This window comes from Methylobacterium durans (assembly GCF_003173715.1).
Classification (GTDB): Bacteria; Pseudomonadota; Alphaproteobacteria; order Rhizobiales; family Beijerinckiaceae; genus Methylobacterium; species Methylobacterium durans.
The window spans coordinates 4108355-4129988 of record NZ_CP029550.1 but is presented as its reverse complement, the minus strand read 5'-3'; the positions used below and the strand labels follow the sequence as shown (position 1 = coordinate 4129988).

The following is a 21634-nucleotide window of genomic DNA, read 5'->3' as shown; positions in this document are numbered from 1 at the left end:
GAGCGATGTCCGACGATTTCAATCTGCCGCAGCTCAGCGACGGCGACCACGGCTTCGAGGGCGGCTCGATCCAGGAGGGGCCGACCTCGGCCAAGAGCGCGGGCGACCTGGAGCAGGTCTTCGACGTGCCCGTCGTGGTCTCGGCGGTGCTCGGCTCCTCCCGTATGCCGATCGGCGACCTGCTCCGTCTCGGGCCGGGCGCGGTGCTGGAGCTCGACCGCAAGGTCGGCGAGGCGATCGACATCTTCGTGAACAACCGGCTCGTCGCCCGCGGCGAGGTCGTGCTCGTCGAGGAGCGCCTCGGCGTCACCATGACCGAGATCGTGAAGAGCGATCACTGATCCCGCCGGGACGCGCCGCCGTCCCGCCCGCACGCTTGAGAGAACGGAGTGCCCGCGATGCGGCTCCTGATGATCGGACGGCTCAACGGCGAGCTCGTCACCGCCTCGAAGATCGCCATGAGCCGCGGCGCCGCGGTCACGCAGGCCGACGGTGTCGACCAGGGTCTCGCGACCCTGCGCGCCAAGGGTGCGGACCTCGTGATGATCGATGTCGGCCTGTCGGTCCGTGACCTCGTCAGCGCGCTCAACGATGAGCGCATCCGCACGCCCGTCGTCGCCTGCGGCGTCGCCGCCGATGCGCGGGCGGCCGTCGCCGCGATCCAGGCCGGCGCCAAGGAGTACATCCCCCTCCCCCCGATCCGGAGCTGATCGCGGCGGTCCTGGAGGCGGTGGCCGCAGACGGGCGCGCCTTCGTCTGGCGCGATGCGTCCATGGAGCGGGTGGTGAAGCTCGCCGAGCAGATCGCCCGCTCCGAAGCCTCCGTGCTGATCACGGGCGAGAGCGGCACCGGCAAGGAGGTGCTGGCCCGGCACGTCCACGCCCGCTCGAACCGGGCCGCCAAGCCCTTCGTCTCCGTCAATTGTGCGGCCATTCCCGAGGCGCTCCTCGAATCCGAGCTGTTCGGCCACGAGAAGGGCGCCTTCACGGGCGCCGTCGCAAGGCGGATCGGCCGGTTCGAGGAGGCGAACGGCGGCACGCTGCTCCTCGACGAGATCTCGGAGATGGACGTGCGCCTGCAGTCGAAGCTGCTGCGGGCGCTGCAGGAGCGGGTGATCGACCGTGTCGGCGGCTCGGCGCCCGTCAAGGTCGACATCCGGGTGCTCGCCACCTCGAACCGCAACCTCGCCGAGGAGGTCCGCAAGGGCACGTTCCGCGAGGATCTGTTCTACCGCCTCAATGTGGTGCACCTGCGCCTGCCGGCGCTTCGCGAGCGCCCGGCCGACATCCTCGAACTCGCCGCGCATTTCGCGAAAAAATACGCCGCGGTGAACGGCCTTCCGGACCGTGCCCTGAGCCGCGCGGCTCAGACCCTCGTGCGCGAGAATCCCTGGCGCGGGAACGTGCGCGAGCTGGAGAACACGATCCATCGCGCCGTGCTCCTGGCGAGCGGCGCCGAGATCGGCACGGAGGCGATCCTGACGCCCGAGGGCGAGAGCATCGGGGCGGCCCCCGCCGATCCCGCCGCCCGCGCCGCCCTGACGGCGGAGGCCGCCACGAGAGGGCTGGTCGGGCGCACGGTGGCGCAGGTCGAGTGCGATCTCATCCTCGACACGCTCGACCATTGCCTCGGCAACCGGACCCACGCCGCCAAGATCCTCGGCATCTCGATCCGGACGCTGCGCAACAAGCTGAACGAGTACGTCGAGTCCGGCCTCGACGTGGCGGAGCCCGGCAGCGTCCGCGCGGTGGCGGCCTACGGCTAGCCCCTTCCGCGAATGGGCGGTGAGATCCGGGACCGATCGCTCAGCGCCGGCCCTTGGCGTGGGCCTCGGCCTGCGCCACCATCGCCTCGTCGAGCTTGCGCAGGGATTCGTGGCGCGCGATGTCCGCCTCGACGTCGCGGATCGTCTCCTCGACGATATGGCGCTGCAGCGACACCCGCGCGTCGTCGGGGGGCAGCGCCTCGCGCTCCTGCAGGCGCAACACCGCCTGCCGCACCACCGCGTAGACCTGCTCGCGCTCGGCGCGGCTCATCGCGGGCGTGATCGCGCGGGCGACGAGGTCGGCGAAATCGGACATGGGAGCTTCGGGAAATCCTGCGCGGCGGGGCCGCGATCGGCTCCCGCCCGGCCGTGATTAGCAGATCCGCGCTCGGGCGATCCAGCCTGCCTTCAGGGTGGGCCTCGCCGGCTCCGAGCCACAGGAAACTGCTTACAGACGCTGGTCCTTGACGCCGGCCAGCACGAGCGAGACCGAACTCCAGATCACCAGGAAGCAGAAGAAGGCGATGAGGATGCCGTAGCCGCGGTGCGGGTACAGCGAGGCGATCGGCAGCACCGGGGGCACGAACGTCGCGAGGTAGATCTGCTGCTTGCTGGCCGAGACGCGGGCCCGGTCGAGCAGCGTGTTCGCCGATTCGTTGAGCTTCTCGGCGATCGTGCGCTCGATCAGCAGGCCTTCGTATTCGAGGAGCGCCTGCGTCATGTTCGGCGCACCCGTCGCGGTGCTGTTCTCGGTGGTGAGCTGGTCCTGCAGCTGCTTCATCTGGTGGTCGATCGCCGCGATGCTGGCGACGAGAACCTGAATGCCGCGCGAATTCTCGTTGAGGTTCGAGCCGCGCAGCACTTGAAGGTCGTTTTCGGCCTTCAGCTTGTCCTTGCGCAGGCTGGTGAGCGTGATCAGGGTCGATTCCGCGGACTTGATCGGGTCGATGATCCCCCAGCGGTTCCGGTATTGCTGGAGGGCGAGGTGCGCCCGCTTCAGGCGTTCCTGCGCGTCGGTCGCGTCTTTCTGGGCGTGCTCGATCATGTCGGCCTGCGCCCGCCGCGAGATCGCGTTGATCAGCCCTTCGGACTTCGCGACGACCTCCTTCGCGATCGCGAGCGCGTCCTCCGGCGTGAAGGCGCGGGCCGTGAGCGTGATCACGCCTGAGATCGCGTCGATCTGCGCCTCGACGTGGCGACGCCAATAGCGCGTCAGCTCCTCGATCGGCTGCGGAGGGTTGAAGCGAGCCCAGAAATCGGCGTCGCTGCGGGAGAACATCTTCGTGACGCCGATCTCCTTCTCCGCCGCCTCGACCATGGTCTGGCTGTGAATGAAGTCGCGGACGATGAAGCTGTCCTGGCTGTTGTGCTTCTGGATAAGGCTCGTGAACTCGCCCAGATTCACGTCGCCCATCGGCTCCACGTTGCCGCGCACGGCGAACTGCGCCTCGGCGATGTACTGATCGGAGGCGACGACGAAGAGGTAGACCGCCACCACCGCGGTCGGCAGCAGGACGAACAGGCTGAAGCGGCGGATCAGGAAGGGAAGGAGATTCTCCTCCTTCTGCGGCCGGGGGCGCAGGCCCGGGATGCGCGTCCAGTCGAGCCTGTCGCGCGCCTGCCGCAGCAGGGCCGGGAGCTTGCGGTCGGGGATCGGCTCGATCGTCTCGGCGTTGCGGCGCAGTTCAGGCACCGCGTTGCGCGCCACGTCGATGATGCCGCGGAGCCGCTCGCCTTGCTTGACCTCGTCGACGCTCATCCGTTCGTTTTCCTGGGGACACCGTCCCGCGGCCGGCGGAGATCGGATTTCACGTCTCGGGCTCCGAGGCCCGGTCCAAGTCCCGTTCTTTTCGGCCCTTTTTATGGCATCGACCCGCGCGTGGGGAAGCCTGGCCGTTCGGAGCGCTCCATTGACACGGGGCCCGCCGCCGCGGTTGCGCGGCGCCACCCGGCAGCCTAGGTGTTTGATCCCAGGGTTTGATGGTGCAGTTTTCTCACGAGAGTGGAAGGACGCGCTATGGGCCAGGTTCAGCACGGGAGCGCCACGACGACAGCGGCAGTCCGTCGAGCGATACAGCATAGTCAAGCGAGCCTGAGGGCGTTGGCGGCCCGTTACGGCGTCAACCCGAAGACCGTCGCGAAGTGGAAGAAGCGGTCCTCGGTGGCTGACCGGAAGACGGGGCCAACGGAACACCGGTCTACGGTGCTGACGGCCGAGAACGAGGCGGTGATCGTCGCCTTTCGCCGGCACACCCTGCTGCCACTCGACGACTGCCTCTACGCCCTGCAGCCGACGATCCCGCACCTTACACGCTCAAGCCTGCACCGGTGCCTGCAGCGCCATGGCATCTCGCGGCTCCCCGAAGTGGATGGCGACAAGCCGCTACGTGCAAAATTCAAGCGCTACCCGCTCGGCTACTTCCACATCGATATCGCCGAGGTGCACACCAAAGAAGGCCGACTCTACCTGCTTGTGGCGATCGACCGGACCTCCAAGTTCGCCTTCGCCGAGTTGCACGAGAAGGCCACGCGCCGGGTCGCCGGCAACTTCCTGCGGGCCCTTGCTGCCGCCGTTCCCTACAAGATCCACACGGTGCTCACCGACAACGGCACGCATTTCACCGAGCCGTCCGGGAACACTTGGACGCCGGAAGAGATCAGAGCGATGCGCGCCGAGAAGGTGCTGTTCCGCTGCCACTCCTTTGAGGGCGCCTGCGCCGACCTCAACATCGAGCACCGTCTCACGAAGCCGCGCCATCCCTGGACGAATGGTCAAGTTGAGCGGATGAACCGCACGATCAAGGACGCCACCGTCAAGCGCTTCTACTACGACAGCCACAGTCAGCTTCGGCAGCACCTCGCCGACTTCGTGGCCGCCTATAACTTCGCCCGCCGCCTCAAGACGCTACGCGGCCTCACGCCCTACGAAGCTATCTGCAAAGCTTGGACGGAGGAGCCCTCTAGGTTCACCCAGAACCCGCACCACCAAATCCCGGGACCAAACACCTAGGAGCCCGTCCGAGTAACGGTGTTTGAGGCCTGGGTAGAGGGGGCGAGACCGGAGCCGATGAGGGCGGACAGCGGGCTCAACGGTCGGCCTGTGCCAGCTTCAGGAGGTTATGGGCCGTGCAGATCATCGCCCACTCGCCCCGGACCTGCTCAAGCCCTCTCATCAGGAACTGTCGGAAGCCTCGGGCCTGCTTGATCTGCCCGAACACCGGCTCGACGACCTGCTTCCTGAGGCGATAGCGACTGCGGCGGCCAGCCCGTTTTAGGCGGGCGGCCATCGCGCTCATCAACGGCATCTTGGTCAGCCTCCGGCGGCCGGCCGCATCCGCCTCGCCGTGTCGCGCCCGGCCCGGAGCGAGGTAGCCCGTAATGCCCCGCTCCCTGAGCGCGACGAGGTTCGCCTCGTTGGCAAACCCGGCATCGCCCGAGACCTCCCGCGGCTTGCGCCTGAGATGAGCGCGGACCCCGTCCACAAGCGGCACGAGGGCGCGGTAGTCGGCCGAGTTGGTCACGAGGCGGTGCGCGACGATCACCTGATGCGCGGCGTCGACCGCGATCTGACCGTTGTAGCCCTGCACGAAGCCGTCGCGCGTGGGCAGGATCCGGCTGTCCGGGTCGGTGAAGTTGCGCTGCGCCCGGTCGGGCGGACTGCCGTCGTCACCGCGCAGTGGCCGACCCTGCCAGCGCATGCCCGACGAGGCACCCGGCCCGTTCTCGTCCTCCGGATCGGGCGGATCTGCGGCCTCCGCTTCCAGCGCGGCCTTGGCGGCGCGGATTGCTTCCAGCCGTCGCTGCTTGTCGGCCATCCAGTCCGGCGTTTCGTCGCCCCGACGGCCGGCACCGTGAGCCTGATCCTCCGCCGCGTCAGCCTCGCGCGCTCGCTCCAGCCAAGCGTCCACCTCGGCCGCCAGGGCCGGCTCGGCCGTCTTCATCCGCCCGTAGCTCATCGCTTTGTGGCGCGAGGCGTTTGCCTTCAGCTTGGTGCCATCCACCGCCACGTGAGCGAACTCGACGAGACCGGCCGCCCGACACAGGCGCAGCACCTGCACGAACAGGTCCGACAGGGCCACGAGGTGGCGCTTGCGGAAGTCGGCGATGGTTCGGAAGTCGGGCCGGTTCAGGCCGGTCACCGCCATGACATCGACCCGCTCCTCGCAGGCGCGGGCGAGCTGGCGCGAGGAGTACAGGCCTCGGCTGTAGCCGTAGAGCAGGAGCGCCACCATCATGCCCGGATGGTAGGGCGGGTAGCCGCGCTCCTCGGTGTAGGTGTCGAGAATGGCCGAGAGGTCGAGCGCCTCTCGCACCGTGTCGCGCACGAAGTGCGCCCTGTGCCCGGGCGGCACGAACTCGTGCAGCGAGGGCGGCAGCAGCCAGCCCTGATCGACGTCCCAGGAGCGAAACACCTTGGCCATGAGCCAAGTGAATCATCCCGCGGCCTCGTCGTCGAGACGCTTACTCGGACGGGCTCCTAGGCCGGCCGCATGAGCGATCCCGTTCCCGCCGAGACCGGCCGCCCGCGCACCGCGAAGACGAAGCTGTCCGAGATCGTCCTCGTCTGCGCCAAGTGCGCGAAGCGCCAGAGCGTCGGCAAGCGGGCGGTGCGCCGGCTCCTGAAGAGCGGGCTCAAGGGAACGCACCCGAAGCGCAAGGTCCGCATCGTGGAGACGGGGTGCCTCGGCCCGTGCCCGAAGCGAGCGCTGGCGGTGGCCACCGGCGCGAGCCTCGCCCGCGGGCGCGTGGTGCTCCTCGACCCCGCCGCCACGCCCGAGTCGGCGATCATGGCAATTCTCCCCGAATTCGGCCCCAAAGCCGCGCTAGCGCCCGGCTCGGAAACGGGCAAAGAACCTGTTCCCCTCACCTGACGATTGCAGCCGGCCCCGCGCCGGGCCCGAGGCGTCCGCCATGCCGGTTCATCGAAGACCCGTTCGAGACGTGCGCGCTCCGCGCCGCAAGCGGGAGTTCGCGTCCCGATGACGGCCGGAACCAGCGGACGGGCCGACGGCGGCCTCGGGCGGGCCCTCATCCGGCGGCTGCCCCTCGTCGGGACCGCCCTCGGGCTCGTCCTCGCGCTCTGGCTCGTCGCGACGAACGACGTCGGCGCCGTCGCCGCCGCCTTCGGCCGAATCGGCCTGACGGGCCTCGCCGCCGTCGTGCTGGTGCGGGCCGTCATCGTGTTCCTGTGCGGGCTCGCCTGGGCGCGCCTGCTGTCGGGCCTCTCGCCCGCGGAGACCGGAATCTTCGTGGTCCTGCGCTACGTGCGCGAGGGCATCAACGTGCTGCTGCCGGTCGCCTCCGTCGGTGGCGACGTGGTGGGCGGGCGCCTCCTGACCTTCTGGGGCGTGACGGGCGCCCTCGCCGCCGCCTCGATCCTCGCCGACCTGCTGATCCAGGCCGGCACGCAGGCCGTGTTCGCCCTGGTCGGTGCCCTGCTCCTGACGCGCCTCGACAGCCCGCCGGCCACGGCGCTGGCCGAGTGGATGCTGCACGCACTCGCCATCGCGGCGCTTGCGCTGGCCGCCTTCTTCGCCATCCAGCGCAGCGGCGCGGCGCGCTTCATCGAGCGCCATCTCGCCGGTCTCGCCCGCCGCTTCGCCCGGGAGACCGCGCCGTCCGGCGGGCCCGCGGGCAGCGCCGCCAGCGTACAGGACGCCCTCGATAGCGTGTGGGGATGGCGCCGCTGGAGCCCGATCGCGCAGGGAATCGGGCTGCATCTCGTCGCCTGGGGGCTCGGCGCCGCCGAGATCTGGATCGCGCTCGCCTGCATCGGAATCGAGGGGGTCACGATCGCCGAAGTTCTCGTGATCGAGGCGCTGGCGCAGGCGGTGAAATCGGCGGCCTTCCCCATCCCGAGCGGGCTCGGCGTGCAGGAGAGCGGCTTCGTCGTCGTCGGCGCGCTGTTCGGCATCGATGCGGGCACGGCGCTCGCCGTCTCCCTCGCCAAGCGCGTGCCGGACGTGGTGCTGGGGCTCCCCTCCCTTCTGGTCTGGCAGAGCCTGGAGGCGCGCCGCTCGGCCGGTCTCGCCCGATGAGCGCCGGTTCGCCGCGCGCCGATCGCTTGCCTCACGGCCAAGGTCCGACCACCGTCCCGTCCGTCATGACCGTTCCGAATCGGCGTTCCATCCCGCGTGCGATCTGCCTTGCGGCGGCCTCGCTCCTCCTCGCCCTGTCGCTCGCCGTCTGGGCGCGGCCCGCGCTCGCCCAGAGCGTGACCGTCGATCTCGGGGCTGGCGGCGTCACCGAGCGGGCGCTGCAACTCGTCGCCCTCATCACAGTCCTCGCGCTCGCGCCCTCCGTCCTTGTGATGGCGACCTCCTTCACGCGGATCGTGGTGGTGCTCTCGATCCTGCGCTCGGCGCTCGGCACGCAGACGGCCCCGCCGACCGCGGTTATCGTCAGCCTCGCCCTGTTCCTCACCGCCTTCGTGATGGCGCCGACCGCGCGTGAGGCCTACCGCGCGGGCATCGAGCCCCTGATCGCCGGCCAGATCACGCAGGGCGTGGCCTTCGAGCGCGCGTCCGCCCCGTTCAAGACCTTCATGCTGCGCAATGTCCGCGAGAAGGACCTCAAGCTCTTCCTCGACATGGCCAAGGTGCCGACGCCCTCAGGGCCCGAGGCGGTGGGGCTGGAGATCGTCACCCCGGCCTTCATGATCTCGGAGCTGCGGCGCGCCTTCGAGATCGGCTTCCTGCTCTTCATCCCGTTCCTGATCATCGATCTCGTCGTCGCCTCGGTGCTGATGGCGGTCGGCATGATGATGGTGCCGCCCGCGACCGTGGCGCTGCCCTTCAAGCTGATCTTCTTCGTGCTGGTCGACGGCTGGACGCTGGTGGCGGGCTCGCTCGTCCAGAGCTACGGGACCTGAAGCGCCGGGCCGTCAGCCCGGCGGCGGCGCCTCGCTCCGGTTCTCCGCCCGGCTCTCGGGCTTCTCGGGAGGCCGGCCCCGGTCCGGGACGCCGGTCTCGGGGTAGCGCTTCCGATACTCGGCGAGGAAGGCCGCCAGCGTCTCGGCGCTGGTGGCGCGCTGGGCGATCTCGCGGAAGCCCGGATTCCGGAGGGCGTTCGCCGCGGTCAGCAGCGCGAAGGTGCGCGCGTCCGCGCTCTCCGACATCGGCCCAGCGAACTTTCCCTTCAGGCGCTCCAGCCCGATCGTCTCGCCCGAGAGATCGTAGGCGATCGCCGCCCGGATCACGTCCGCCCGGGCCGCCTCGTCGAGGACTTTGCGCCCGCGCCAGATATCGCCGAGGAGCGCCTCGTGCGCCTCCCCGGCCTCGCGCCAGCGGCGTGCGCCCCACAGGATATCGGCGCGCAGGCGCTGCGCGTCGGCGGCCGTGTCGCCCTCGATCGTCTCCAGCGCGAGGTCGGTGCGCGAGAGGTCCGACAGGGCGCGGGCGCGGATCAGGCCGCGGGCGCGGCGCAGGTCGCCCGGCAACTCTGGCAGGTGGGTCGCCTCGAGGACGTCGAGGGCCATCAGCGGCTTGCCGTCCATCAGGCGAATCGCGGCGAGCCGCGCGGCGACGCTCGCCCGCGCCGCGCCGGTCAGCCGGTTCTCCACTTGGTGCTGCAGGAGTTCGGCCGCCGAATCGAGGAGGTCGAGCCCGACCAGCCGGTCGGCGAGGCGGCGCACGATCTCGTCCCCGCGTCGGCCGACGGGGGCGAAATCCCGGAAGTCGAAATAGAGGGCGACCGCCTCCACCCCCGACAGCTTGTCGCCGAGCGGGCTGAGGAAGAGGTCGTCGAACAGCGTCTGCGCCTCGGCGTAGAGGCTGCGCGAGACGGGCGAATCCGGTGCCGCCGCGTTCGCACGCCGGGTCGCCTGGAAGGCGTCGCGGTAGCGCCCGGCCTCGGCGTAGAGATGCGCGAGGCCGGCCGTCATGGCCTCCTCGGTGGCGCCGCCGTGCCAGGTCATCAATTCCCGCTCCAGGCGCTCGGTCGCCTCCTTGATGGAGATCTTGCCCGACGCGTGGGCGAGCAGGGTTCCGCGCAGGGCCGCTGCGACCGCCACGGGCCGCTCGGCCTCGGTGCCGAGGCGCTCGTAGGTCGCGAGCGCGGCCACATTCTTGCCGGTCGCCTCCTCCAGCCGACCCCGCAGCAGGGCGAAGCGGTCCCGCAGGAGAGGCGATGACGCGTGTTTCCCCGCGGCGACGAGCCCGCGGGTCGCGCCTTCGAGGTCGCCGGTCTCGATCGCGCCCTCGATGATCGCGGCCTTGAGGAGCGCCTGCAGATCCTCCGGATAGCGCTCGACGAGGTCGCCGGTGGCGCGGAAGGCGTTGTCGGCGGCGACCCAGCGGCCGGCTTCGGCCTCCGCGAAGCCGCGCCAGAGGGCGGCCTCCGGGTCCTGGGCCAGCGTGTCGGCGCTGAGCACGCGCTTGGCCTCAGCGAGGCGGCCGAGACGGGCCTGGGCGAGGCCGGTGAGGATGGGCAACTCGCGCTGCCCGGCGAGCACGGGATCGTCCGCGGCCGCGGTGGAAAGGACCGTCAGCGCCTCGGGGTCCAGTCCGTTGGCGAGGAGGACCCGGGCGAGGTCGAGCCGCGGCGGCCCGCGCAGGGCGGGGCTCGCCTCGATCACCGCGCGCATGTGCTCGCGCAACGTCTCGCGGACGTCGCCGCGCCGCGCGATCTCCCAGGGCGCTCGCTCAACGGCGAGCATGCCGGCCCTGGCGAGAGGCGCCTCCGCCTCGCGCGTCACCGTCGAGACGGCGAGCCCGCTCTCGCGGCCGATGCTGACGCCGTCGAGGTCGGGCCGCACCGCGAGGTCGTCGGCCTGCGCCGCGACCGCCACGCCGAGCCGGCTTGGCAGCAGCTCGAAATCGACGAAGCGCTGACGCTTGGCGACGCCTGCCGGGCGCCGGGCGCGGCTCGTCACCACGGCGACCCGCTCGCCGTCGAGATCGAGCCAGGTGGCGTTGCCGGGCTCGGGCAGGCGCAACCCGATGCCGAAGCGACCGCCGGTCCCCGCCAGGCGGCTGGCGACGAGGCTGTCGCTCGGGGCGAGCGCGTCGCCCGTCACGAGCTCCCACCCCCGGGGCCGCGCGCCGGCCCGACCGGCAGGAGGTCGATCAGGCGGCCCGCCGGCACGGCGAAGCTCAGGCTCACGACGCCCCCCGTCCGCTTCGGCTCGCCGAGGAGCTTCACGCCGAGCCGCTCCGCATCGGCGGAGGCGACGGGCTCGTCGGTCTCGAAGACGAGCGTGGCGATGCCCGCCCGCTCGAACAGGGCGGCCGGCGGCGTCTGGCGGAAGGTGAAGACGAGGCCGTTGCCGGGCGCGCGCGGCTCGGGGGCCGGGGGCACGGCACGCTTCTCCTGCGCGGGGGCCTCCGTCCGGCTCTCCGCCCGAACGGCCTCGGGGGTGGCCGTCCTCGCCTCGGCCGCCTTCTCCCCGGCCGGCGCGGGCTCGGCGACAGGCGGCGGCGTCGCGCTCGGCCGCGGCGCCGGCGTTCGCGGGATGAGATCGATCGTGAGGCCGTCGTCGTCCCGCTCCGTGGTCAGCAGATAGCCGTCACCCGGGGTGACGAGGAGGGAGGCGCCGCCCTCCTCCTCCTCCGCCGCGACGCTTGCGACCGCCGGCTTGGTGCGGCCGCGAATCTCGGCCGCCTCGATGCGCCACGGGCCCGCGACCCGGATCCGGGTCGCCGCGCCGGCAGGCTCTGCCGAGGTCGCATTGCCCGGCGGCAGCCGTATCGCGAGGCGGGTCAGGTTCGGCAGATGGGCCACTTCCACCGCGAGCGCCTTCCGCACGGGCGCCGGCGTGGCGGCCTTGAGCGCGGCCTCGGCCCGCTGCACGCGCTTGGCGAGGTCGGCGACCACGTCCGGCGGCAGCGGCGGCGGCAGGCCGGACCAGCCCTCGGGCAGCAGGTCGACGAAGACCTGCTCGCCGGCTTCCTGAACGTTGAGCCGGTAGGGCTTCTGGAGCGCGAGGCGCAGGCCCGAGCCGTCGGGGTCGCGCCGCACTGTCGCGACGAAGGCCGGCATCTCGGCCGCGAGCCGCTCCGAACCGGCCTGAACGCGCTCGCCGTAGCTCAGCACCAGCACCGTGCCGAGGAGCTTCGCCTTCACCGAGACGGGGGCGTCGAAGGTGAGTGCGATGCGGCCGTAGCGGTCCGGCTGGCTGCCCTTCATCGCCAGCAGCCGGGCCGCCTCCGCCGAGCCGGCCTCCAGGCACAGGCCGAGGCCGAGGGCGGCCAGTGCCGCGCGCCTCCGCAATCCTGTTGCGAGACCAGCCGCCATCGCGAACGCCACACCCGAGAGCGGCGCGCACCCCCTCGGGGGCGCCTCGCCTGAACGTCACATCGGGGATGGAGTGTGCCCGGACAGGGCTAATGGCCGCTTAACCGTGCCGGCGCCCGCCGGTCACTTCCTGACGATGAGGCCGGGAATCGCCTTGCCCGACGCGCCGAAGGTCTCGGCGGCGCGACTGCAGCTCGCCTCCGTATCCTTCTGGTATATCTCCGTGTAGGCCTTCGCGCGCAGCTGCAGGTCACCCCGCGTGAGCTCGTCCGGATCGACGCCGAGGCGGGTCACCGCCATCTGAAACTTCTCCGGATCACTCTTCAGGTCCGCGCAGGACGCGTCGACGAAGGCGACGAGGCCCGCGAGCTTCGCGGCGTTGTTGCGCTGGCGCTCGGCCTGGGAGGGCGGGCCGGGCTCGGACGGCGCCTCCTGCGCTGCGAGCGGGCTGCCGAGCAGACTGAAGAGAGCGATGGTGATGATCCCGCGCGTCATGATGAACCCTCGCCTGACGAACAATGTCCTCGGTGGTACTGCCGCCCGCGCGGTCCGGGCCGGCGGGCGTTTCGTTTCTCTCGGAACCGGGAGCCCGCCGCGGACGTCTCCCCGTCAGCTCCCGAACGCGATCACCCGCGCGAAGGCGGCCGCGAAGCCTGCGAGCGGCACCGTGATGACGGTGGGCTCCTGGCCCTCGGGTCGCTGGGCCGTAACCGTCAGGTTCTGCGCCGTCTTCATGGTGTCGGTGGCCAACGTCGGGAAGCTGATCGGCACGAGGCAGCCCTCCGAGCCGCAGGCGACGTAGGGGGCGCCCTTGCCGAGCACGGTCTCATCGAGCTTGAACGAGACGCCGGGCTCGATCGAGACGCCGAACGGCATCAGGATCAGCCCGTCCGATCGGCCGTCCTTCGGCGCCTTCAATTCGATGGCGAACTGGCGACGCCCCGTCTTCTTGTCGCCTTGGCTCTGGGTCATGGTGCACTGGGTCGCCGCGTTCTCACGGCTGCAATTGACCGTCCAATTGTCGTAGGTCTCGCTCACCGCGCTGGCGCCCGCGGGCCAGGTCGCCGCGCCCGCGGCGGCGGTCGGAGCGGGCTCAGCCGGCTTTGCCGCTTCCGCGGGCTTCGGGGCAGGCTTGCGCGGTTGGGGCTTCGGCTTCGGCTTGGCGGCGGGCGCCGCGCTCTCGCCCGCGGGTGCCTCCTCCTGCGCGAGGCCAGGTGCGGCCGCCAGCGGCAGCAGGGCAAGCCCCCCGATCAGAACGAAGGAGCGGATCGCGCGAAGCTGCGTCATGCGGCGGGTCCCCGGCCCGACGCGGACGGCGTCCAGGCTCGGGAATGCCGCCTAGCTGCCCCCGGCCCGCGATGCAATCGCGGGTCTCTGGGATTCTTGTCGCGCCGGCGCGCCTCAGAAGGCTGCGCCGAAGCCGTTGCCGCGGGCCTGGGCACAGCGGCGCGCGAAGGCGGCATCGTGGCCGCGGCGCAGGGAGCGCAGGATCGAGACGGCGAGGGTGAGGAAACCGGGATCGCGATCGAGGGGCTCCTCGACCGGGTCGGCGATGTTCGAGACGAGGACCGCGAGCATGGAGAACTCCGTGAAAGGCTGCGCGCGGGCGTTTCCGGCCTGTCTTTGCGTGCGATGTTGCGTTGCAATATCGATCTCTGCTGCAGCGCATGCAACGCGGTAGGCCGCGCGGCGGCCATGCAGGGCGCTCATGCGCTTGCAACGAAGCCTTCACATTTGCTCCGGCACCGGCGGTTGACCGCACGGGTCAGAGGCGCCAGTGAGCGCGTCGCTCATTCGTCACGTCCGCTGCGTATGGACGCCGCTTCGCCTGCCGAAGCGACATGAGAGGAAGGATTGCCCGCGAGATGACCGAACCCTCGACCCAGCACCCCGTCCACGGCCGCATCAGCGGTCCCATCGTGATGATCGGGTTCGGCTCGATCGGCCGCGGCACCCTCCCGCTCATCGAGCGGCACTTCACCTACGACAAGGCGCGCTTCACGGTGATCGACCCGTCGGACAAGGACCGGGCGCTCGCCGAGAAGCACGGCCTGCGCTTCGAGAAGGTGGCGCTGACGAAGGAGAATTACCGCGAGATCCTGACGCCCCTCCTCACCGAGGGCGGCGGCCAGGGCTTCTGCGTGAATCTCTCGGTCGACACCTCGTCGCGCGCCATCCTGGAACTCTGCCGCGAACTCGGCGCGCTCTACATCGATACGGTGGCCGAGCCCTGGCCCGGCTTCTACTTCGACAAGACGAAGAGCCAGGGCGACCGCACCAACTACGCGCTGCGCCAGGAAATCCTCGCCGCCCGCGAGGCGAGCCCCGGCGGCCCGACGGCGGTCTCCTGCTGCGGCGCCAATCCCGGCATGGTCTCGTGGTTCGTCAAGCAGGCGCTCCTCAACATCGCCGCCGATACCGGCCTGTCCCGGCCCGAGCCGACGTCCCGCGAGGAGTGGGCCGCGCTGATGAAGGATCTCGGCGTCAAGGGCATCCACATCGCCGAGCGCGACACCCAGCGCGCGAAGTCCGAGAAGCCGATGGGCGTGTTCGTGAACACGTGGTCGGTCGAAGGCTTCGTCTCGGAAGGCAACCAGCCGGCCGAGCTCGGCTGGGGCACGCACGAGACGTGGAAGCCGGACAACGCCCGCGAGCAGGAGAAGGGCTCGCGCTGCGCGATCTACCTGCTGCAGCCCGGCGCCGACACCCGCGTGCGCTCGTGGACCCCGACGGCGCAGTCGCAGTTCGGCTTCCTCGTCACCCACAACGAGGCGATCTCGATCGCCGACTACTACTCGGTGACGGAGGGCGGTCAGGTCGTCTACCGGCCGACCTGCCACTACGCCTACCATCCCTGCAACGAGGCCGTGCTCTCGCTGCACGAGATGTTCGGCAACGCCGCCAAGGTGCAGTCGGAGCACCACATCCTCGACGAGAACGAGATCGTCGACGGCATCGACGAACTCGGCGTGCTCGTCTACGGCCACGCCAGGAACGCATACTGGTACGGCTCGCAGCTCTCGATCGAGGAGACGCGCCGCGTCGCTCCCTACCAGAACGCCACCGGCCTGCAGGTGACAAGCGCCGTGCTCGCCGGCATGGTCTGGGCGCTGGAGAACCCGGAGGCAGGGATCGTCGAGGCCGACGAGATCGATTTCCGCCGCTGCCTCGAGGTGCAGACGCCGTATCTCGGCCCCGTCATCGGCGTCTACACGGATTGGACGCCGCTCACCGACCGGCCGGGCCTCTTCCCCGAGGACATCGACGCGAGCGACCCCTGGCAGTTCCGCAACGTGCTCGTGCACGGCTGAGACGGGATGTCGTGGCGGGGCGTTTCTCACGCCCCGCCCGCTGCGTATGCCTGTCGCGTATCGGCGGCGAGTGATACGCTCCCGCGCGGGAGCGGGAGTGTGCGATGGTGCTGGCCGTCCGGCGCGATGCGCGACAGCGGGTCGCTGAATTCCTGACGATGCCGGAAGCGGCGCCCGAGGGCGAGCGCTGGGAGCTGATCGACGGTCAGGCGATCCTGATGTCGCCTCCTTCGGAGCGACATCAGCAGATCACGGCAAACCTCGTCGGGCGCCTCGGCGAGATCGTGCAGCGGCAGGGCTGCCGCGCGCTGCCGGGGCTCGGCATCTTGAACGACTTCGTGGACGATTACGCGCGGTTTCCCGACGTCGTGGTGCGCTGCGGCCCGCTTCTCCCCGATGGCTTCGCCCGCGATCCGCTCCTGATCGCCGAAGTCCTGTCGCCCTCGACGATGAGCCGGGATCGCGGCTACAAAGCCGAGTTCCATCGCGGCCTACAGACCCTGCGCGTCTACCTCATCGACTACCAGGATGAGGAACGGGTCGAGATCTTCCGGCGGTCCGGCTCAAAATGGTCGTTCCACTCGGCGGGAATCGACGGCACGATCGACCTGCCCGAATTGGGCGCAAGTCTCCCCGTCTCCGCGATCTACGCGGGCCTCGATACCTGACCGCCCTGCAATCCCAGGTCTCCGCCCTTGCCCCACTTCGAAGAATTCTACGCCGACAAGCTGCGCGGCTCCCTCGGCCTCACCGATGCCGAATCGGTGCTCGATCTGCGCGGCACCAACCGCCCGACCGCGGAAGCCTCGCTAAAGGACATGCTCGAGCGCAGCCGCTTCGGGAATCGCAAGACGGTGGCGATCCGCCTCGACCCGCCCCCGGAGGGCGGCGGCGAGACCCTGTTCCAGCCGGCCGGCCGCCTGCTCCTCGACGCGAAGAAGCGCGGCCTGATCGAGCGGCTGCAGACGCTTCCCGCGCAGGACGGTCTCGGCTTCTACGTGTCGCTCGCCGGAAAGGCCGCCCGCGCGCCGGAATAGCGGCAGGCTCAGGCGGCGGCGCGCGCGAGGGCAGCGAGACCGTCGCGGGAGCTCGTCGCCGGCGTCCAGCCGAGCGCGCTCAGCCCGTCCGCCCGCGCGACGAGGCTCGTCGACAGGCTGGCATAGGCGTCGGGACGTCCGGCGACGCGGCAGGCGAGGCCGAGGAGAGGTCCCGGCATCGGCAGGAGGCCGGGACCGCGGCCGAGCCCGGAGCGGAGTGCCGCGATCATCTCGGGCAAGGTCAGGGCATCGGGATCGGCGACGATCATCGGGCGGCGCAGCGGCGTGTCCGTCCGCAGCACGGCCTCGACGGCGCCCGCGAGACTCTCGACCGAGACGAGGGAGCGCCGCTCGCGCAGGCCGCCCAGCGGCAGCGGATAAGGCAGCTTGGCGAGCCGTAGCAGCTCGGCCATGTTCCCCTTGACCCCGGCGCCGTAGACGAGGACCGGCCGGAGGGCGACCCAGTCGAGCCCGGCCTCCGCGAGCGCGCGCTCGGCGTCGAGCTTCGAGCGCCCGTAAGCCTCGGTCGGCGCGGCCTCATCGGCCTCGGTGACGACGCCGCGCGCGCCGGAGCCGCACTGCGCCCGGATCGAGGAAAGGAAGACGAACCGGCGCACCTTCGCGCGGGCGCCGGCCTCGGCGAGGCGGCGCGTCGCCTCCGTGTTGAGGGTGCGGTAATCGTCCTCGGGGGCGCCCGACATCGGATGGGCGATGCCGGCCGAATGGACGATCGCGTCGACGTCGGTGAGCGCGGCTGCCATGTTCATCGGCCGCGTGAGGTCGCCGACGACGGCGCTCGCCGCGCCGTCCGGCACCTCGACCGGCCGCCGCAGCAGGACCCGCACCCGGAAGCCGCGGGCCGAGAGCGAGCGCAGCAGGTGGCGGCCGATGAAGCCGGTTGCCCCGGTCAGTGCGACGAGCGGTGCACTCAAGGCCCGGACCTCACCCTCTCCGCATCCATCGCCGATCCTGCTTGGCCGATCCTGTGTGCCGGTCCGGGCGCGGCCGCCTCAATAGACCTGGGCCGCGCCCTCACCTTTGCGGGCCTTGCCGTCCTGACGACGGGCCTTGGCGGTGTCGAGGGACTTCTCCACGACCTTGGCGAGGCCGACCATGATCCGGTCGATGGCGTAGTCCTTCGGCGTGTAGACCGCCTGCACGCCCATGTTCTTGAGGACGAGTTCGTCCTCAGGCGAGATGATGCCGCCGACGACGACGGGCACGTGGTCGAGCCCGGCCTCGCGCAGCTTCGCCTTCACGTCGCGGACCAGAGGCACGTGGCTTCCCGACAGGATCGAGAGCCCGACGACGTGGGCGCCGGTCTCCTTCGCCTTGGCGACGATCTCGGTGGGCGTCTGGCGGATGCCGTCGTAGGTCACGTCGAAGCCGACGTCGCGGGCGCGCAGGGCGATCTGCTCGGCGCCGTTCGAGTGGCCGTCGAGGCCCGGCTTGCCGACGACGAGCTTCGGCGTCTCGCCGAGGCGCTCGCCGAGATCGGCGATGAGCAGGCGCGCCTCCTCCGCAGCGCCGGCGGACGCCGTCTCCAGAGTCACGCCGGTTGGCGCCCGGTACTCCCCGAAGACCGCCCGCAGCCGGCCGCCCCACTCGCCGGTGGTGACGCCGGCCTTCGCCGCGGCGATGGAGACCGGCATGATGTTGGCGCCGGACCGCGCGGCCTGCTCCAGATCCGCGAGGGCCTTGTCGACGGCCGCCTGGTCGCGCTCGGAGCGCCAGGCGCGGATGCGCTGCTCGGCCTCCATCTCCACCGTCTCCGAGACCGTGAAGATCGCGCCCTCGCCCGCCGTCAGCGGCGAGGGTTCGCCGGCCTGCCACTTGTTGACGCCGACGACGATCTGCTCGCCCGCCTCGATCGCCGAGATGCGCTTGGCGTTCGACTCGACGAGCGCGCGCTTCAACGCTCCCGTCTCGACCGCGGCGACGGCGCCGCCGATGCCGCCGATCCGCTCCAGCTCGGCGCGGGTCTCGGCCTTCAGCGCCTCGACCTTCGCGTCGATCACCCGCGAGCCGTCGAAGATGTCGTCGTATTCGAGAAGGTCGGTCTCGAAGGCGAGGATCTGCTGCATGCGCATCGACCATTGCTGGTCCCACGGGCGCGGCAGGCCGAGGGCCTCGTTCCAGGCCGGGAGCTGCACGGCGCGGGCGCGGGCGCGCTTCGAGAGCGTCACGGCCAGCATCTCGATGAGGATGCGGTGGACGTTGTTCTCAGGCTGCTGCTCGGTGAGGCCCAGCGAATTCACCTGCACGCCGTAGCGGAAGATGCGCTTCTTCGGGTCCGAGATGCCGTAGCGCTCCTGCGCGATCTCGTCCCAGAGCTCCGAGAACGCCCGCATCTTGCAGATCTCGGTGACGAAGCGCAGCCCCGCATTCACGAAGAAGGAGATGCGCCCGAAGACGTCGGCGAAGCTCGCCTCGTCGAATTCGGGGTCGTCCCGCACCGTGTCGAGCACGGCGATGGCGATGGCCAGGGCGTAGGAGAGTTCCTGGACCGGCGTCGCCCCCGCCTCCTGCAGGTGGTAGGAGCAGACGTTCATCGGGTTCCACTTCGGCACTTCCTTGGTCGTGAAAAGGATCACGTCCTTGGTGAGCCGCAGGCTGGGGGCCGGCGGGAACACGTAGGTCCCGCGCGACAGGTACTCCTTGATGATGTCGTTCTGCGTCGTGCCCTGCAGCGCCGAGATCGGCGCGCCCTGCTCCTCGGCGACCGCGAGGTAGAGCGACAGCAGCCAGGGCGCCGTCGCGTTGATGGTCATCGAGGTGTTCATCTGCGCGAGCGGGATCTGATCGAACAGGGTCCGCATGTCGCCGAGATGCGCGATCGAGACGCCGACCTTGCCGACCTCGCCGCGGGCGAGCTCGTGATCGGGGTCGTAGCCGGTCTGGGTCGGCAGGTCGAAGGCCACCGAGAGGCCGGTCTGCCCCTTGGCGAGATTGCCGCGGTAGAGCTTGTTCGAATCCGCGGCCGTCGAGTGGCCGGCATAGGTCCGGATGATCCACGGCTTGTCGCGCTTCACCTCGGCGATCGCTGCCTGCCCGCTCATCCGCTCGTACTCCGATTCCCTGAGACCGTGGCGCGGCATACGCGTGACGCGCCTTTCCGCCACCGTAGCCGAGGGCGCCGCCCCCGTCATCCGCCCCGAAGGTCCGAGACGGGTGGGAAGGCGCCGACGGGTTTCGAGAAAAATTCACCCAGGGTCTGAACCGGATTTGGCCCCGCGGCGACCAACGTCTCGAGGGCCGCGCTGGACGGCCCCGAGACCGGAGCCGATCCCATGACACTCACCGTGACCCGCGCCCTGCGCCTCCTCGCCGCCACAGTCGCCCTCGGCGGCGCCGCGCTCGCCGCCTCCCCGGCCGCGGCCGGCGGCTTCCACCACCATCACCATCACGGCCATTGGGGCCACGGCCGCTGGGGCCATCGGCACTGGGGCTGGGGCGGCCCGCGCCTCGTCGGCTTCGTCCCTGCCTATTACGGAGCCTGCCGGGTGAAGCGCTTCATCGACGAGGACGGCGACCTCGTGATGCGCCGCCGCTGCTACTGAGCCGCCGCTCCGCAGCGGAGCACGCGGACCTCCTCTCCCCTGGCCGAGGTCGGATTCGCGGCACAGGGATCGGGGGAGGGAGGCGGCCATCCCGGAGGTGCCATCCCCTCCCCCGCAGGTCGCGGGGCGAGACCTGCCAATACGGCCCGATCGGCCCGTGGCCGGGCAGCCCGGCCGGCGGATCGTCTTGCGGCCGAAGGCGTTCCGCAGTCGTAATATTGTATACAAGAGACGCACTCTTGAGCCGGCGCGCTTTTTTCGTGGAAACAGCCACCGCACTAGCCTTTGGTGCCACTTGGAGTGCCGAAACATCGTCGCTATAGGGGCCCAACGACGATGTCAGGGAGAGCTCAGATGGCTGCGAGTGCGGCGGTGCAGGCGGGGACCGAGGTCAAGGACCTCTACGAGATGGGCGAGATCCCGCCCCTCGGCCACGTGCCCGCCAAGATGTATGCCTGGGCGATCCGCCGGGAGCGCCACGGGCCCCCGGAGCAATCCCACCAACTCGAGGTGCTGCCGGTCTGGGAGATCGGCGACGACGAAGTGCTCGTCTACGTCATGGCCGCCGGCGTCAATTACAACGGCGTCTGGGCGGGTCTCGGCGAGCCGATCTCGCCCTTCGACGTGCACAAGGGCGAGTACCACATCGCGGGTTCGGACGCGTCCGGCATCGTCTGGAAGGTCGGCGCCAAGGTGAAGCGCTGGAAGGTCGGCGACGAGGTCATCGTCCACTGCAATCAGGACGACGGCGACGACGAGGAGTGCAACGGCGGCGACCCGATGTTCTCGCCGACGCAGCGGATCTGGGGCTACGAGACCGGCGACGGCTCCTTCGCTCAGTTCTGCCGGGTGCAGTCCCGCCAGCTGATGGCCCGGCCGAAGCACCTCACCTGGGAAGAGGCGGCCTGCTACACGCTGACGCTCGCCACCGCCTACCGCATGCTGTTCGGCCACGCGCCCCACACGGTTCGGCCCGGCCAGAACGTGCTGATCTGGGGCGCCTCCGGCGGCCTCGGCGTGTTCGGCGTGCAGCTCTGCGCGGCGAGCGGAGCCAACGCCATCGCGGTGATTTCGGACGAGTCGAAGCGCGACTACGTGATGAGTCTCGGGGCCAAGGGCGTCATCAACCGCAAGGACTTCGATTGCTGGGGCCAGCTTCCGAAGGTAAACTCGCCGGAATTCCATGCCTGGACCAAGGAAGCCCGCAAGTTCGGCAAGGCGATCTGGGACATCACCGGCAAGGGCAACGACGTCGACATCGTGTTCGAGCACCCGGGCGAGGCGACCTTCCCGGTCTCGGCGCTGGTGGTGAAGCGCGGCGGCATGGTGGTGTTCTGCGCGGGCACGACCGGCTTCAACATCACCTTCGACGCCCGCTACGTCTGGATGCGCCAGAAGCGCATCCAGGGCTCGCACTTCGCGCATCTGAAGCAGGCTTCGGCCGCCAACCAGTTCGTGCTCGACCAGCGGGTCGACCCCTGCATGAGCGAGGTCTTCCCCTGGGACAAGATCCCGGCGGCCCACACCAAGATGTGGAAGAACCAGCACCCGCCGGGCAACATGGCCTGCCTCGTCAACTCCCCGCGCGCGGGCCTGCGCACGGTCGAGGACGTGATCGAGGCCGGCCCGCTGAAGCGCTGAGGCACCCCGCACCGGCGGCAAGGGAGGCCGCGCGGCGACGCGTGGCCTCGACGCCTCCGGGCCTGTTACCGCGACCGGACGTAGCCG

The 21634-nt window shown here is 70.5% G+C and carries 20 protein-coding genes and 1 pseudogene; 11 read left to right on the top strand and 10 right to left on the bottom strand.

Translation table 11 applies throughout. The features are described 5' to 3' along the window. The first annotated feature begins 5 nt into the window (after positions 1 to 5). Together fliN and flbD are read left to right on the top strand one after the other, a co-directional pair. Positions 6 to 341 carry a flagellar motor switch protein FliN gene (gene fliN, locus DK389_RS18930; RefSeq protein WP_109891841.1) on the top strand — a complete coding sequence of 112 codons (336 nt, stop codon included), beginning with the start codon at positions 6 to 8 and terminating at the stop codon, positions 339 to 341. Positions 342 to 398: 57 nt separating this feature from the next. Continuing rightward, positions 399 to 1765 (top strand): annotated as a pseudogene (gene flbD / locus DK389_RS18925) (sigma-54-dependent transcriptional regulator FlbD). Between the two features lie 40 nt (positions 1766 to 1805). On the opposite strand, the gene DK389_RS18920 reads toward flbD, so the two are convergent. Together DK389_RS18920 and DK389_RS18915 are read right to left on the bottom strand one after the other, a co-directional pair. After that, entirely contained in the window at positions 1806 to 2081 is a 276-nt protein-coding gene (locus DK389_RS18920; protein ID WP_109891839.1) for a hypothetical protein, read from the bottom strand. Between the two features lie 132 nt (positions 2082 to 2213). After that, positions 2214 to 3524 carry a KpsE/RkpR family capsule polysaccharide export protein gene (locus DK389_RS18915; RefSeq protein ID WP_109891837.1) on the bottom strand — a complete coding sequence of 437 codons (1311 nt, stop codon included), beginning with the start codon at positions 3522 to 3524 and terminating at the stop codon, positions 2214 to 2216. 258 nt (positions 3525 to 3782) lie between these two features. Between DK389_RS18915 and DK389_RS18910 the strand changes: the two genes are divergently transcribed. Further along, positions 3783 to 4775: an IS481 family transposase gene (locus DK389_RS18910; protein WP_109887600.1), complete on the top strand. Its 993-nt coding sequence runs from the start codon at positions 3783 to 3785 to the stop codon at positions 4773 to 4775. Positions 4776 to 4851: 76 nt separating this feature from the next. On the opposite strand, the gene DK389_RS18905 is transcribed toward DK389_RS18910, so the two are convergent. Then, positions 4852 to 6186 carry an IS1182 family transposase gene (locus DK389_RS18905; protein WP_109891835.1) on the bottom strand — a complete coding sequence of 445 codons (1335 nt, stop codon included), beginning with the start codon at positions 6184 to 6186 and terminating at the stop codon, positions 4852 to 4854. A gap of 69 nt (positions 6187 to 6255) precedes the next feature. On the opposite strand from DK389_RS18905, the gene DK389_RS18900 reads away from it, so the two are divergent. The 3 genes from DK389_RS18900 (at position 6256) to fliP (ending at position 8636) form a co-directional block, all read left to right on the top strand. Beyond that, positions 6256 to 6636 carry a (2Fe-2S) ferredoxin domain-containing protein gene (locus tag DK389_RS18900; RefSeq protein WP_236960169.1) on the top strand — a complete coding sequence of 127 codons (381 nt, stop codon included), beginning with the start codon at positions 6256 to 6258 and terminating at the stop codon, positions 6634 to 6636. Between the two features lie 108 nt (positions 6637 to 6744). Further along, complete coding sequence (locus tag DK389_RS18895) at positions 6745 to 7803, top strand: lysylphosphatidylglycerol synthase domain-containing protein (RefSeq protein WP_109891833.1); 1059 nt, start codon at positions 6745 to 6747, stop codon at positions 7801 to 7803. A 65-nt stretch (positions 7804 to 7868) separates the two neighbouring features. Continuing rightward, positions 7869 to 8636 (top strand): flagellar type III secretion system pore protein FliP, encoded by a 768-nt coding sequence (gene fliP, locus DK389_RS18890; protein WP_109896574.1) that lies wholly within the window; start codon positions 7869 to 7871, stop codon positions 8634 to 8636. Between the two features lie 12 nt (positions 8637 to 8648). Here fliP and DK389_RS35300 read toward each other — a convergent pair whose 3' ends face one another. The 5 genes from DK389_RS35300 to DK389_RS33470 all read right to left on the bottom strand — a co-directional run bounded on the left by DK389_RS35300 (position 8649) and on the right by DK389_RS33470 (position 13576). Next, positions 8649 to 10781: a tetratricopeptide repeat protein gene (locus DK389_RS35300; protein ID WP_335645480.1), complete on the bottom strand. Its 2133-nt coding sequence runs from the start codon at positions 10779 to 10781 to the stop codon at positions 8649 to 8651. Continuing rightward, positions 10778 to 11998 carry a hypothetical protein gene (locus DK389_RS35295; RefSeq protein ID WP_335645479.1) on the bottom strand — a complete coding sequence of 407 codons (1221 nt, stop codon included), beginning with the start codon at positions 11996 to 11998 and terminating at the stop codon, positions 10778 to 10780. The genes DK389_RS35300 and DK389_RS35295 overlap by 4 nt, the downstream gene beginning before the upstream one ends. A 123-nt stretch (positions 11999 to 12121) precedes the next feature. Further along, a complete protein-coding gene (locus DK389_RS18880) occupies positions 12122 to 12493 on the bottom strand; it encodes a hypothetical protein (protein WP_109891831.1) in 372 nt (123 codons plus the stop codon). A gap of 114 nt (positions 12494 to 12607) precedes the next feature. After that, positions 12608 to 13285, bottom strand: coding sequence for an invasion associated locus B family protein (locus DK389_RS18875; protein WP_109891829.1), 678 nt, complete (start codon positions 13283 to 13285; stop codon positions 12608 to 12610). Between the two features lie 114 nt (positions 13286 to 13399). Continuing rightward, positions 13400 to 13576, bottom strand: a complete 177-nt coding sequence (locus DK389_RS33470) for a hypothetical protein (RefSeq protein ID WP_194075089.1) — start codon at positions 13574 to 13576, stop codon at positions 13400 to 13402. A 287-nt stretch (positions 13577 to 13863) separates the two neighbouring features. Here DK389_RS33470 and DK389_RS18870 point away from each other — a divergent pair, with 287 nt between their 5' ends. The 3 genes from DK389_RS18870 to DK389_RS18860 all read left to right on the top strand — a co-directional run bounded on the left by DK389_RS18870 (position 13864) and on the right by DK389_RS18860 (position 16346). Further along, positions 13864 to 15309 (top strand): homospermidine synthase, encoded by a 1446-nt coding sequence (locus tag DK389_RS18870; protein WP_109891827.1) that lies wholly within the window; start codon positions 13864 to 13866, stop codon positions 15307 to 15309. A gap of 104 nt (positions 15310 to 15413) precedes the next feature. Next, entirely contained in the window at positions 15414 to 15977 is a 564-nt protein-coding gene (locus DK389_RS18865; protein ID WP_109891825.1) for a Uma2 family endonuclease, read from the top strand. A 27-nt stretch (positions 15978 to 16004) separates the two neighbouring features. Next, positions 16005 to 16346 (top strand): hypothetical protein, encoded by a 342-nt coding sequence (locus tag DK389_RS18860; protein ID WP_109891823.1) that lies wholly within the window; start codon positions 16005 to 16007, stop codon positions 16344 to 16346. A gap of 8 nt (positions 16347 to 16354) precedes the next feature. Here the strand turns inward: DK389_RS18860 and DK389_RS18855 are convergent, their stop codons facing one another. Both DK389_RS18855 and DK389_RS18850 read right to left on the bottom strand, forming a co-directional pair. Then, a complete protein-coding gene (locus DK389_RS18855; protein WP_109891821.1) occupies positions 16355 to 17278 on the bottom strand; it encodes an NAD-dependent epimerase/dehydratase family protein in 924 nt (307 codons plus the stop codon). A gap of 78 nt (positions 17279 to 17356) precedes the next feature. Further along, a complete protein-coding gene (locus tag DK389_RS18850) occupies positions 17357 to 19405 on the bottom strand; it encodes a methylmalonyl-CoA mutase family protein (RefSeq protein ID WP_109896572.1) in 2049 nt (682 codons plus the stop codon). 231 nt (positions 19406 to 19636) lie between these two features. Between DK389_RS18850 and DK389_RS18845 the strand changes: the two genes are divergently transcribed. Beyond that, positions 19637 to 19906 carry a sulfur globule protein precursor gene (locus DK389_RS18845; protein ID WP_109891819.1) on the top strand — a complete coding sequence of 90 codons (270 nt, stop codon included), beginning with the start codon at positions 19637 to 19639 and terminating at the stop codon, positions 19904 to 19906. 354 nt (positions 19907 to 20260) lie between these two features. Next, positions 20261 to 21547, top strand: coding sequence for a crotonyl-CoA carboxylase/reductase (gene ccrA / locus DK389_RS18840; protein ID WP_109891817.1), 1287 nt, complete (start codon positions 20261 to 20263; stop codon positions 21545 to 21547). Positions 21548 to 21634 lie beyond the last annotated feature (87 nt).

Coding starts and splice junctions, on each gene's coding strand:
- DK389_RS18900 (WP_236960169.1), top strand. CDS start 6,256: ATGAGCGATCCCGTTCCCGCCGAGACCGGCCGCCCGCGCACCGCGAAG.
- DK389_RS18895 (WP_109891833.1), top strand. CDS start 6,745: ATGACGGCCGGAACCAGCGGACGGGCCGACGGCGGCCTCGGGCGGGCC.
- DK389_RS18870 (WP_109891827.1), top strand. CDS start 13,864: ATGACCGAACCCTCGACCCAGCACCCCGTCCACGGCCGCATCAGCGGT.
- DK389_RS18875 (WP_109891829.1), bottom strand. CDS start 13,285: ATGACGCAGCTTCGCGCGATCCGCTCCTTCGTTCTGATCGGGGGGCTT.
- DK389_RS18880 (WP_109891831.1), bottom strand. CDS start 12,493: ATGACGCGCGGGATCATCACCATCGCTCTCTTCAGTCTGCTCGGCAGC.
- fliP (WP_109896574.1), top strand. CDS start 7,869: ATGACCGTTCCGAATCGGCGTTCCATCCCGCGTGCGATCTGCCTTGCG.
- DK389_RS18905 (WP_109891835.1), bottom strand. CDS start 6,186: ATGGCCAAGGTGTTTCGCTCCTGGGACGTCGATCAGGGCTGGCTGCTG.
- DK389_RS18915 (WP_109891837.1), bottom strand. CDS start 3,524: ATGAGCGTCGACGAGGTCAAGCAAGGCGAGCGGCTCCGCGGCATCATC.
- fliN (WP_109891841.1), top strand. CDS start 6: ATGTCCGACGATTTCAATCTGCCGCAGCTCAGCGACGGCGACCACGGC.
- DK389_RS35295 (WP_335645479.1), bottom strand. CDS start 11,998: ATGGCGGCTGGTCTCGCAACAGGATTGCGGAGGCGCGCGGCACTGGCC.
- DK389_RS18910 (WP_109887600.1), top strand. CDS start 3,783: ATGGGCCAGGTTCAGCACGGGAGCGCCACGACGACAGCGGCAGTCCGT.
- ccrA (WP_109891817.1), top strand. CDS start 20,261: ATGGCTGCGAGTGCGGCGGTGCAGGCGGGGACCGAGGTCAAGGACCTC.
- DK389_RS18845 (WP_109891819.1), top strand. CDS start 19,637: ATGACACTCACCGTGACCCGCGCCCTGCGCCTCCTCGCCGCCACAGTC.
- DK389_RS18865 (WP_109891825.1), top strand. CDS start 15,414: ATGGTGCTGGCCGTCCGGCGCGATGCGCGACAGCGGGTCGCTGAATTC.
- DK389_RS18850 (WP_109896572.1), bottom strand. CDS start 19,405: ATGAGCGGGCAGGCAGCGATCGCCGAGGTGAAGCGCGACAAGCCGTGG.
- DK389_RS18920 (WP_109891839.1), bottom strand. CDS start 2,081: ATGTCCGATTTCGCCGACCTCGTCGCCCGCGCGATCACGCCCGCGATG.
- DK389_RS33470 (WP_194075089.1), bottom strand. CDS start 13,576: ATGCTCGCGGTCCTCGTCTCGAACATCGCCGACCCGGTCGAGGAGCCC.